General features: G+C 74.4%; 8 protein-coding genes. 2 read left to right on the forward strand and 6 right to left on the reverse strand.

What is annotated here, in order from left to right; genetic code table 11:
• Positions 1-99: 99 nt before the first annotated feature.
• Together ACBR40_RS01815 and ACBR40_RS01820 are read left to right on the forward strand one after the other, a co-directional pair.
• Positions 100-2,148: a hydantoinase/oxoprolinase family protein gene (locus ACBR40_RS01815; RefSeq protein ID WP_371247118.1), complete on the forward strand. Its 2,049-nt coding sequence runs from the start codon at positions 100-102 to the stop codon at positions 2,146-2,148.
• Complete coding sequence (locus ACBR40_RS01820) at positions 2,145-3,869, forward strand: hydantoinase B/oxoprolinase family protein (protein ID WP_371247119.1); 1,725 nt, start codon at positions 2,145-2,147, stop codon at positions 3,867-3,869. The genes ACBR40_RS01815 and ACBR40_RS01820 overlap by 4 nt, the downstream gene beginning before the upstream one ends.
• 165 nt (positions 3,870-4,034) lie before the next feature.
• Here ACBR40_RS01820 and ACBR40_RS01825 read toward each other — a convergent pair whose 3' ends face one another.
• The 6 genes from ACBR40_RS01825 to ACBR40_RS01850 are packed head-to-tail and all read right to left on the reverse strand — an operon-like array spanning position 4,035 to position 11,717.
• Positions 4,035-5,549, reverse strand: coding sequence for a PucR family transcriptional regulator (locus ACBR40_RS01825; RefSeq protein ID WP_371247120.1), 1,515 nt, complete (start codon positions 5,547-5,549; stop codon positions 4,035-4,037).
• Positions 5,546-6,832: a DUF917 family protein gene (locus ACBR40_RS01830; protein WP_371247121.1), complete on the reverse strand. Its 1,287-nt coding sequence runs from the start codon at positions 6,830-6,832 to the stop codon at positions 5,546-5,548. Before ACBR40_RS01830 ends, ACBR40_RS01825 begins: the two co-directional genes overlap by 4 nt.
• A complete protein-coding gene (locus ACBR40_RS01835) occupies positions 6,829-8,151 on the reverse strand; it encodes a hypothetical protein (protein ID WP_371247122.1) in 1,323 nt (440 codons plus the stop codon). Before ACBR40_RS01835 ends, ACBR40_RS01830 begins: the two co-directional genes overlap by 4 nt.
• Complete coding sequence (locus ACBR40_RS01840; protein WP_344215190.1) at positions 8,152-9,141, reverse strand: ABC transporter permease; 990 nt, start codon at positions 9,139-9,141, stop codon at positions 8,152-8,154.
• Positions 9,138-10,652 carry a sugar ABC transporter ATP-binding protein gene (locus tag ACBR40_RS01845; protein ID WP_371247123.1) on the reverse strand — a complete coding sequence of 505 codons (1,515 nt, stop codon included), beginning with the start codon at positions 10,650-10,652 and terminating at the stop codon, positions 9,138-9,140. Before ACBR40_RS01845 ends, ACBR40_RS01840 begins: the two co-directional genes overlap by 4 nt.
• Positions 10,653-10,664: 12 nt before the next feature.
• Positions 10,665-11,717: a sugar ABC transporter substrate-binding protein gene (locus tag ACBR40_RS01850; RefSeq protein WP_344215186.1), complete on the reverse strand. Its 1,053-nt coding sequence runs from the start codon at positions 11,715-11,717 to the stop codon at positions 10,665-10,667.
• Between the last annotated feature and the right edge of the window lie 110 nt (positions 11,718-11,827).

Consider the following 11,827-nt stretch of genomic DNA (forward strand, 5'->3'; position numbering starts at 1 on the left):
GGCACGGTGAACCGCCGGGGGAGTGGTCGCCGCGCACACCCACGGCGACCGTGACCGGGCTACGGTCGCGTCACCGCCTTGCTAGAGAGGAGCTCGCTCATGAGCCGATACCGGGTCTCCATGGATATCGGCGGCACGTTCACCGACGTCATCGGGTACGACGAGACGACCGGCCGCTACCATGTCGGCAAGTCGTCCACCACGCCCGACGATCTGACGAGGGGTGTGCTGACCGCGCTGGAGTCCTTGGTGGACTCCCCCCGTGACATCTCGTTCACCGTGCACGGCACCACCCAGGGACTCAACGCCTTCCTCGAACGGCGCGGGGTCAAGGTGCTGCTGCTGGCCTCCAAGGGAGCGGGCGACACGTACCACATCGCCCGTGGCCCCCGCACCCGCCTGTACGACCTGCACTTCCGCAAGCCCGAGCCGCTGGTGCCGAAGCGCGACATCGTGGAGATCGGCGGCCGTTTCGACGCCGCGGGCGAGCAGCTGGAGCCGCTGGACGAGCAGGCGGTGCGCGAGGCCGCCCGCCGCTACCGCGAGGGCGGGTTCGGCGCGATCGCGGTGGCCTACCTGTTCAGCTACCTGGACCCGGCGCACGAGCTGCGCACCAGGGAGATCCTGCTGGAGGAGCTGGGCTCCGAGGTGACGGTGTCGCTGTCGCACGAGGCCGCCAAGGAGTGGCGCGAGTACGAGCGCACCTCCTCCGCCGTGGTCGAGGCGTACACGGGCCCGGTCGTGCGCCGCTACCTGGAGCGCCTTGAGGCGAACCTCAAGGAGCGCGGGCTCACCGTGCCGATGCACGTGATGCAGTCCTCCGGCGGCATCCTGACCGCGGAGTCGGCCCGCCGCCGCCCGCTGCAGACGCTGCTGTCCGGCCCCGTCGGCGGCGCCATGGGCGGCGTCGAGCTGGCCCGCGCGATCGGCCGGCCCAACCTCATCGGCGTGGACATGGGCGGCACCTCGTTCGACGTGTCGCTGGTCATCGACGGCCAGCCGGACATCTCGCCCGAGGCCAACATCGAGGGCCTGCCGATGCTCATGAGCGTCGTCAACATCCACACCATCGGCGCCGGCGGCGGCTCGGTGGCCTGGCTGGAGGCGGGCGGCCTGCGCGTCGGACCGCGTTCGGCCGGCGCGACCCCCGGCCCGGCCTGCTACGGCCGCGGCGGCACCGAGCCGACCGTGACCGACGCCAACCTCGTGCTCGGCCGCATCGACCCCGACTGGTTCGCCGGCGGCACGCTGGACCTCGACACCGAGGCGGCCCGCCGCGCGCTCGACACCGTCGGCCAGGGCCTCGGCCTGGACACCCTCGCCATCGCCGAGGGCGTCTGCGACGTCGCCAACGCCAAGATGGCCCAGGCCATCAGGACGATCACCGTCTCGCGGGGCATCGAGCCGCGCGAGTTCACGCTCGTCGCCTTCGGCGGCGCCGGTCCGATGCACGCCGTCTTCCTCGCCCGCGAGCTGGGCATCAAGGAGGTCGTGGTGCCGCGCTTCCCGGGCGCGTTCTCCGCCTGGGGCATGCTGCAGACCGACATCCGCAAGGACTTCTCCGACACCTACTTCCACCTCGACGCCGACCTCGACGGCGCGGACATGGCCGCCAGGCTGCGCGGCATGGCCGAGGAGGGCCTCGCCTCGCTGGCCGGCGAGGGCGTCCCGGAGGAGAACCGCCGCGTCGAGCACGCCGTGGACATCCGCTACGCGGCCCAGGAGTACACGCTCACCGTGCCGCTGTCCGACGCCGACGAGCCGGCCGCCGAGGGCTTCGTCGAGGTCATCGCCAAGCGCTTCGCCCAGCAGCACGAGACCCGCTACGGCCACGCCAACCTGGGCGCGCCCATCGAGTTCGTGACGCTGCGCACCACCGCCTTCGGCGACCTCGGCCGCGGCGCCGCCGAGCAGGTCGGGGAGGCGCAGGGGCCGGACTTCGCGCACGAGACGCGCGAGGTCGTCTTCGACGGGCAGGCCCGCCCGACCATCCTGGTGCGCCGCGAGGCGCTGTCCGCCGGCCACTCCTTCGAGGGTCCGGCGATCATCGTGGAGAGCACCGCCACCACGGTCGTCCCGCCCGGCTTCTCGGTGTCGGTCGACCCCATCGGCTCGCTGGTCGTTCGCAACACCGAGGAGGAGCAGTGACCACCCCCGCCCAGACCACCCCCGCCCAGACCTCCGGGGCCCCGGCCGCCGACGCCCAGACCGTCGACCCGGTCGTCGTCGAGATCATCCGCAACGCGCTCGCCGCCGCGGCCGACGACATGAACGCCACCCTCATCCGCTCGGCGTACACCCCCATCATCTACGAGTGCGGCGACTGCGTCGTGGCCCTGCTGGACGACCAGCACCAGGTCCTCGGCCAGTCCGCCGGCCTGCCGATCTTCCTGGGCAACCTGGAGACCTGCACCAAGGCCACCGAGGAGCAGTTCGGGCGGGAGGTGTGGCAGCCGGGCGACGTGTGGATCCTCAACGACAGCTACCTCGGCGGCACCCACCTCAACGACGTGACCATCTTCGGCCCCGTCTTCGTGGACGAGGAGCTGGTCGGTTTCACCGCCACCCGCGCCCACTGGATCGACGTCGGCTCCAAGGACCCCGGCGGCTCCATGGACTCGGTCAACATCTTCCAGGAGGGCCTGCGGCTCGCGCCGCAGAAGCTGGTCGAGGGCGGCGTGGACGTCCACGGCGCGATGAGCACGATCGCCACGAACGTGCGCTTCCCGTACCAGACCAGTGGCGACATGCACGCCATGATCGCCACGATCAAGATGGGCCAGGCGCGCCTGGAGGAGATCGTGCGCCGGTGGGGCCTGGACACCCTCCGCGCCGCCCGCGACGAGATCTTCGCCCAGACCGAGCGCCTGGAGCGCGAGGTCATCGCGGCCATCCCCGACGGCGTGTACGAGGCCGAGGGCTGCCTCGACAACGACGGCATCGACCTGGACACGACGATCCCGATCCGGCTGAAGATCACGGTGTCCGGCTCGGAGATCGACTTCGACGTCCGCGACTCCGCCGACCAGACCGTCGGCCCGGTCAACTGCGGCGTCTCGCAGACCGTCTCGGCCTGCCGGGTCGGCTACAAGCTGCTGGTCAGCCCCGACGTGCCCGGCAACGGCGGCTCGTTCCGCCCGATGACCGTCCAGGTCAGGGAGGGGTCGGTGTTCGGCGCGGTGGCGCCGGCCGCCTGCCAGTGGTACTTCTCGCACCTCGGCCTGCTCATCGACATGGTCGCCAAGGCGCTCGCCCCCGCCATGCCGGACAAGGTCGCCGGGGCCAGCCACGGCGACTCGATGATCGTCCTGCTGGCCGGCACCGACCCGCGCACCAAGCGCGACTACGTCAGCCTGGAGGCCACGCTCGGCGGCTGGGGCGCCTGGGACGGCTCCGACGGCGAGACCGCGCTGATCAACAACGTGAACGGCTCGCTCAAGGACATCCCGGTCGAGGTGTTCGAGACCCGCTACCCGTTCCGGATCAGCGAGTACGCCATCCGCCCCGACTCCGGCGGCGCCGGCCGCTTCCGCGGCGGCAACGGCGTGGTCCGCGAGTACACCGCGCTGCACGACTGCACGGTGTCGCTGTGGTTCGAGCGGTCGCTGACACCCGCCTGGGGCCTGTTCGGCGGCCACGACGCCACCCCGCCGGAGATCATCATCAACCCGGGCAGGGAGGACGAGCGCCGCCTGCTGAAGTGCAACGGCATGAAGCTGAAGAAGGGCGACGTCATCCTCTGCAAGACCGGTGGTGGCGGCGGCTTCGGCGACCCGGCCGAGCGCGACGCCGAGGCGGTCCGGGCCGACGTGCTCGACGGCCAGGTCTCGGCCACGCGGGCCGGCGAGGTCTACTCCTTCTCCGCCTGACCAGCGGAGCGACGGCCGGCCTCCGGAGCATCGCGCTCCGGGGCCGGCCGTCGCCGTTCTGCGCGCCGGTCTGTCGGCGGGTCCGCGCGCGGGTCCGCGCCGATCGGCAGGCGGTCCGCGCCCCGACCGACCGGCCTCTGCCGACGGGCCTGTCTGCCGGTCGGCCTACGGCTGCTGGGTTGTCGCCTGCTGGCCGTTCTGGAGCTCGGGCAGGAGCGCGTAGCAGGCCAGGTGGAGTGCGAGCCGCTGGTCGGGGTGGTCGAAGTCGACGCCCCGGGCGCGGATGCGCTCCACGCGGCCGAGCACCGTGTTGCGGTGCAGGCCGAGGCGCGCCGCCGCGCGCCCGGTCGAGCCGCCGCAGTCGAGCACCGCGGCCAGCGTCACCACCAGCACCGGTCCGTCCGGCGCGGCCAGCAGGTCGGCCAGCACCAGCCGCGCCGACGCGGCCAGCTCCGCCTGGCCCAGCGTGCCGAGCAGCGCCCGGTAGCCGAGCTCGTCGAACGTGCGCACCTCGCCGTGCCCGAGCCGGACCGTCGCGCCAGCGGCCAGCACCGCCTGCTCCAGCGAGGCGCGCAGCCCCTCGCCGCCCTCGGCGGCCCGGCCCACGCCCGCGCTGAGCGGCACCGGCACGCGCATCCTGGCCAGGTGCCTGCGCAGCGCCGCCGCGACCTGGCCGGACTCGATCTCCGGCTCGGTCCACCAGCTCGCCCAGCCGTCCTGCCACGGGGCGAGCGGCAGGTCGGGCAGCACCTCCTGCCAGGCCGACACCACGCCCGGCGACAGGCCGGCGCCCTCCAGCGCGGGATCGGTACGCAGGAACACCGCCACGTGCCGCCCCTCCAGCCGCCAGCCCGGCAGGTCCACACCAGGCTCGGCCTCCACCGCGTGCCCCGGCCGGGCGAACAGCGCCGTCAGCGCGGCCCGCGCCTGCTCGGCGCCGTAGACGGCGCTCACCCGCTCCCGCGCCACCGACGTCGTGAGCGGGGCGCGCGCCAGGCGCAGGATCAGCCGTACGCTCTCCGCCCACGCCGGGGCCGGGGGAGCGGCCAGGCCGGCGACGAGATCGGCCCAGCGGCGGCCGTCCGGGCCGGGGACCTCCACCCGCACCTGGTGCTCGGCCCGGGCCGCCGCCGACTGCCCGGCCAGCAGGTGGCCGTCCGGCAGCAGCAGCGCCGCCGTCACGCCGGGCACCTCCGCGTTGATCACGCCGAGGATGCCGCGCGGGCTGCTGCGCTCGGCGAACAGCTCCGCGCAGCGGGCCGCGAGCCGGGCCCGCGCCGCCTCGGGGCTGGCGACCACGGCGGCCAGCTCCAGCGCGTACGCGGCCGGGTCCTCGCCCACCGCGAACACCGGCAGCCGCATCCGCGTGGCGAGCTGCGCCGTCGCCGACGTCGGCCCCGCCTCGGCCGGGCTGACCAGGCAGGACGCGCTGCGCTCCCATGCCAGGCGGAGCGCCGACTCCACCATCCAGGCGCCGTGGCCGAGCGTGGCCGACAGCACGACGACCGTTCCCGGTCCGTGCGAGCGGATCTGGTCCAGCTCCGACACCAGCGCCACGCGGGACACCCGCCGGCCGAGGTCCTCGCCGACCAGCATCTGGGCGCGGCCCAGCGGGCCGTACCTGACCAGCTCGTCCACGGTGAGCTGCTCGGCGACGCGCGGGGCGCGTACGCTGCTCATCGGCTCGCCTCCTTCGGGTGCCGCAGCGGGAAGCCGAACGCGCCGGGGCCGCCGAGCGCCAGGCCGGGGATCGTGTGCCAGAGCGGCGCGGCGGGCACGACCAGCACGTCCACCAGGTCGCCCGCGGTCAGCCTGCCGGGGCCGGTCATGCGCAGCGTGCCCCGGTCCAGCAGGCACAGCAGGTCGGGCACGGCCGCCGCCAGCGAGCCGTCCGACAGCGCGAGGATCAGCTCGTTGTGCGCCTCGATGCGGATCAGGCGGCCGCTGTCGTGGTCGTGCACGGCCAGGCCCACCGGGTTGCCGGGGAAGAGCGCGGCGGCCTGGCGCACCGAGGGCCCGATCTCGACCAGCCGCCCGCCGCCGAGCACGCTCGCGCCGGTGACGGCGGTCAGCTCGGCCAGCAGCCGCTCGTGCGGCGCCACGACCCCCCGCTGCCCCGGCCCGCCGTCCCGGAAAGCCCCACCCTCGTAGAAGGGCCCGCTCTCCCAGGAGGGTCCGCCGCCTGGCGAGGGTCCGCTCTCCCAGGGGGGTCCGCCGCCCGGCGAGGGTCCGCTCTCCCAAGTGGGCCCGTTCTCCCAGGGTGGGTGGGGCGGGCCGCCGGTCCAGGCGGGGCGGCCGGGGGCGTGGGCGAGCAGGACGCGGCCGACATCCAGCACCCGGATCATCGAGCCCGGGATCGCCGCCCCCGCCAGCTCGCCCACCCGCGTCGGGTAGAGCGCGCACAGCAGCCACCCGCCGGCGCTCTGCGCGACGACCCGAGCCAGCCGCTCGGCCCGCGCCGACCCGGTCTCCAGCAGCAGCGAGTCGTCGCCCGCGCTGACCGCCGCCATGGGCGCCAGCGACAGCCCGGCCAGCTCGAACGTCGTCTGGTGGATGAGCGGGAACACCCGCCCCATGCCGTCGCAGTCGATGAGCGGCAGCCCGAGCAGCGCCGCCGCCGCCACCGGGAACAGCGCGTTGACGCTGGCGGCGTTGAGCGGCAGCACCGCGCCGAGCGGCCCGCACCGGCCCTCCAGGCTGCGCGCCAGCGCCTCGGGCTCGGCGCCCGAGGGCGGCAGCTCGGCCATGGCGGTGGTGGAGCCCATGCCGCCGATGGCGGCGCAGACGGTGCCGGAGTCGAGGTCGCCGGCCGCGACCAGGCGTACGGGACCGGTGTGGGCCAGGATGTCGCCGAGCCAGACGCCGGCGAAGTCGATGCCCTCGCCCGCCGCGCTGGTGGAGAAGAACTCCGCCCCGGCGAGCAGCGCGGGCACGTCGGCGGCGGTGATCAGCCGCTCGCTCACGTCTCCTCGCCCGCCTCGCCGCCCGCGCGGACCATCAGCCGGTAGGAGCCGCTGCGCAGGAACGACATCGACACCGCCCGCGAGCTGACCACACGCTCGCTGCCGAGCCGGGCGCCGCTCTCGGCGACCAGCGTCAGGGCGCGCTGCTCGGCGATGCCGCGCTGGCGGTCGAGCTCCTCGCGCGACTCGGCGTAGACGACGGTGTCGAGCCAGGCCGTCGGCTCGGTGCAGGCCGCGCCGATGGCCGCGAGCTCGCCGCCGGGCAGCACCAGCCGCCCCGGCGCGGGCAGCCGGGCGGCGACGGCCCTCGCCCGTAGGGCCGCCTCGCCGGTGGAGCCGGCGGCCACCACCGCCTGGTCGGGTTCGTGCTCGGCCAGCAGGGCGAACGCGGCGGCCGAGGCGGCGGGGGAGCCGGGGATGCGGGTCAGTGACGCGGTCGGCACGGCCATCCGCACCCCGCCGGGCCCCGGCCGGTCGACGGTCACCTCGGGCAGGCCGCCCGTGACGTGGCCCACGGCGAGCGCGTCCGGCAGGGCCAGCCCCACCAGCGCGTCCCCGGCCCCGGCCAGCCAGGCGGCACCGGTCAGCGCCGCCGCCTCCGACGCGGCCAGCGCGAGCACCGGCAGCAGCCGCAGCCGTTCGGCCGAGATGCGCCCGCCGTCGCCGGCCGCGAACCAGGTGGACACCTGCGGCCCGACCAGTTCGCCCACCCGTACGCACCGCTCGGCCAGCTCGGCGGCCCGCGCCAGCAGCGCCGCGTTGATGACGGTGGCGGCCTCCCTGTCGAGCAGCCCCAGCCCGCCCACCTGGTGCGACAGCGACACCCGCGCCTCGGGGCGGGTGTCGTGGACCAGCTCGGCGGCGGCCAGCTCGTGGTCGGCGCAGCCCGGCGCGCCGCTCGCGGTCACCGCGAGCGCGGGGATGTCGCGGGCCGCGGCGGCCTCGGCGAGGACGGCGTAGATGTCGAGCGGCGCCAGCTCGACGCCGAACAGGTCGTGCCCGCCGATCACCGCGCCCCGCCGCGCCTGCAGGGACCGCAGCAGCGGGGAGGGGTGACCGGAGCCGAGCCCGCCCGTGGGCAGCCGGGGCACCACGCGCACGGCCGCGACCGGCGTGCCGGCCAGGGCGGGATCGAGCTCGGCGGAGACGTCCCAGGTGACGGAGCCGACGCGGGCGCCGTTCGCGAGGCCGCGCAGCATCCGGGCGAGGACCCGCTCGCTCGCGTTGGGACCGGTGGCGTGGCGGGTCTCGCCGTCGCCGACGAGTGCGCCGTGCGCGCGCCCCGCACCCAGCAGGATCCCGATCCGCGCGCCCTCCACCTAGCTCCTTCGGCCTCGCAGCAGCCGGTCGAGGCTCACCGCGCCGAGGATGAGCGCACCCTGTACGACCTGCTGATATATCGTATCCCAGCCCAGCAGGTTGAACCCGTTGCCGATCAGCGTGATGAGCAGGACGCCGATCAGGCCGCGCCAGATCGCGCCCTCGCCGCCCATGACGCTGGTGCCGCCCACGACGGCCGCGGCGATGGCGGTCATCTCCATGCCGGTGGCGAGGCTCGCCTGCGCCGACCCGCCCCGGGCGGCCAGGATGAGCCCGCCGAGGGCCGCGCACACGCCGCTGATGGCGAACACCGCCACCTTGATCTGCCCGACCCTGATGCCGGACAGCCGGGCGGCCTCCTCGTTGCCGCCGATCGCGTACACGCGGCGGCCGAACGTGGTGCGGGCCAGCAGGATCCAGCAGACCGCGACCACGGCGAGGAACAGCAGCGACGCCGCGGTCACCCCGCCGAGCACGGTCGGCCAGCTCAGCGCCTGGAAGGCGGTGGCCCGGTCCTCGGCCGGGTAGACGATCGCGCCGGCCGTGAGGATCACCGCCACGCCCCGGTAGATGATGCTGAGCGCCAGCGTCGCGATGAACGAGTGCACCTTGATCCGGACGACCACGATGCCGTTGATCATGCCGAGCAGCGCGCCGGCCAGCACGCCGGCGATCATGCCGGGGCCGACCCCGGCCACGTTCGTGACCGCGACGGCGACGATCGCCGACAGGGCCAGCACCGCGGTGATCGACAGGTCGAACGACCCCGAGATGATCACCAGGGTGGCGGCGGTGGCCAGCAGTCCCACCACGGCGGCCTGGTCGAGCAGGTTGACCAGGTTGCCCGTGGTGAGGAACGTCGAGGTGCTGACCGACAGCACCACGATGATGAGGACCACGCCGAGCACGATCCCCAGGTCGCGCAGCCGGGCCGAGCGGCCGGGCGCGGCTTTCACGTCCGCCTTGACGTCCGCGGTGGTGGCGGTCATCGGTTCTCCTCAGGAAGTTCGGTGTCGGGGGTGTCGGCGAAGGCCAGCGCGACGACCTGCTCGGGGGTGGCCCGGCCGCGCGCGAACTCCCCGACGAAGCGGCCGTGCCGCATGACGAGCACCCGGTGCGCCAGGCCCAGCACCTCCTCGACCTCGGAGGAGACCACCAGCACCGCCATGCCCTCGGCGGCCAGCTCGACCAGGAGCTGGTGGATCTGGCCCTTGGCGCCCACGTCCACGCCGCGGGTCGGCTCGTCCACCATCAGGACCTTGGGCCGGTCCATGAGCCACTTGCCGAACAGCACCTTCTGCTGGTTGCCGCCCGACAGCGTCCACACGGGGCCGCCCAGGTCGGAGCCGCGCACGTCGAGCCCGCCGAGCATGGCGCCGGCGGCCTCGCGCTCGGCCCCGCCCCTCACGAACCCGGCCCGCTGCCTGCTGCCGAGGCTGGCGAGCGCCACGTTCTCGCGGACCGAGCGGCCGAGCACGAGGCCCTGGTCCTTGCGGGACTCCGGCACCATGGCGAGCCCGGCCTTCATCGCGCGGGCGGGGGAGCCCGCGGGGACGGCCTGACCGGCCACCTCGACCACGCCCGCGTCGGGCGCGTCCGCGCCGAAGATCGCGCGCAGCGTCTCGGAGCGGCCGCTGCCCACCAGGCCGGCGATGCCGACGATCTCGCCCGCGCGGATGTCCAGCGACACGTCGCGCACGGCGGTGCCGCGGCGCAGGCCGCGGGCGCTGAGCAGCACCGGCGCGTCCTCGGGCACCGGCCGCGGCTCGGGGTAGAGCAGCTCGACGGGGCGGCCCACCATGTCGCCGACCAGGCTCTGCGGCGTCCGCTCGGCAGCGGGGCCGGTCTTGATGTGCCGGCCGTCGCGCAGCACGGTGACGTCGTCGCAGACCGACAGCACCTCCTCCAGGAAGTGCGAGATGAGCACCACGGCCGCGCCGTCGGCCGCGAGACGCCTGATGACCTCCAGCAGGCGCTCGGTCTCGTTCTGGGTCAGCAGCGCGGTCGGCTCGTCCATGCCGATGACCGACGCGCCCGAGGCCAGCGCGCGCAGCACCTCGACCTGCTGCTGCGCGGCGATCGGCAGGTCCCTGACCAGCGCGGACGGGTCCAGCTCGAACCCGGTCCGCTCGGTCAGCTCGGCGAAGCGCCGCCGGTCGGCGCGGCGGTCGCGCCAGCCGAACCGGTTGCGCCAGCGGCCGAGATACACGTTGTCCAGCACGGTCATGGCCGGCACCAGGGCCAGCTCCTGCGAGATGAGCGTGAACCCGTGCCGCAGCGCGTCCCTGGGCGAGCCGACCGTGATGGGCCGGCCGTCCAGCAGGATGCGGCCGGTGTCCGGGGCCACCGCCCCGCACACCGCCTTGAGCAGCGTGGACTTGCCCGCGCCGTTCTCGCCGAGCAGGCCGTGCACCCGGCCGCCGTGCAGGGTGAACGACACGTCCCGCAGGACGGGCACGCCGCCGTAGGACTTGCCGAACCCCTCAAGGTCGATCCTCACCGGCGGCTCCTCCTACTCGTCGTACTCGCCGGCGACGCCGGCCAGCGCCTCCTTGGTGCCCTTGCCGTCGTTCGGCGCGAGCACGGTCTCGCTGTTGGACTCCTCCACCTGCTGGCCGCGGGCCTTGGCCAGGCCGAGCTCGGCGGCCTTGGCGCCGGCGCTCTTCTCCGGCAGGTAGTAGGTGGCGAACCAGCGCCCGTCCTGGACGGCCTTGACCGCCTGGCGGGAGCCGCCGTTGCCGATGAGCAGCACGCCCTTGCCCTTGACCACGCTCTCCGCGCCGGCGATGGCCTGGGAGCTGCCGATGACGACGTTGACGTCCGGCTGGGCCTGCAGCACGTCCTGCATGGCCTTGCGCCCGCCCTCCTGCGTGTAGCCGCCCTCCACCCGGGAGGCCAGCTCGACGCCGTCGGCCGCCTCCAGGGCCTTGACCGCAGCCTCGGTGCGGGCGTTGTCCAGGGGCAGCGACTTCATGCCCTCCAGGTACGCGACCTTGCAGGGGTTGAGGTTCTTGCTGCGGCACGCCTCGACGCCGAGCTCGCCGAGCTTCTTGCCGTTGTCGGCGGGCACGTCCACGAGCGTGATCACGCCGGGGACCTGCGAGTCGGCCGTGTCGTACGCGGTCCCGACCGGCGTGAACTCGGCCACCACCGTGATCCCGGCCGCGACGGCCTGCCGGAGCGCCGGCACCACGGAAGCGCCGTCGTTGGCCTGCACGATGAACACGTCGAACCGCTTGCTGGTGACCGCGTCCTGGATCTGCTGGACCTGCGTCTGGGCGTCGAAGTTCGGGTCGAAGAACTCGGCCGTGGCGTTGTTGGCCTTGGCGTACTCCTCGATGCCGTTCCACGTGGCGACGGCGAAGGCGTTCGCACGGGCGAAGCCGAAGAAGGCGATCCGCTTCTGCGCGTCGGCGCCCTGGGCGGCCTGCGAGGCGGGCGCGCTGCTCGCCGTGCCGGTCTCCGACCCGGGCGCGACGCACGCGGTGCTGAACGCGAGGATCGCGGCGGCGGCGCCGACGGCCATCCCTGTCTTCCTGACCTGCCCGTATTTCCTGATGTGCATGGGCTTTCCCGTTTCTCGGTGCGCGGCTGGACGCTTGTGGAGAGCCCGTCGCCTTACCCCCGGGGCGTCGGCCTCCTCCGACGTGCTGGAAACTGTAGGAAGCCCTTCCC

It is taken from the genome of Nonomuraea sp. AD125B (assembly GCF_041402765.1).
GTDB lineage: Bacteria > Actinomycetota > Actinomycetes > Streptosporangiales > Streptosporangiaceae > Nonomuraea > Nonomuraea bangladeshensis.

Coding starts and splice junctions, on each gene's coding strand:
- ACBR40_RS01815 (WP_371247118.1), top strand. CDS start 100: ATGAGCCGATACCGGGTCTCCATGGATATCGGCGGCACGTTCACCGAC.
- ACBR40_RS01825 (WP_371247120.1), bottom strand. CDS start 5,549: ATGAGCAGCGTACGCGCCCCGCGCGTCGCCGAGCAGCTCACCGTGGAC.
- ACBR40_RS01840 (WP_344215190.1), bottom strand. CDS start 9,141: ATGACCGCCACCACCGCGGACGTCAAGGCGGACGTGAAAGCCGCGCCC.
- ACBR40_RS01850 (WP_344215186.1), bottom strand. CDS start 11,717: ATGCACATCAGGAAATACGGGCAGGTCAGGAAGACAGGGATGGCCGTC.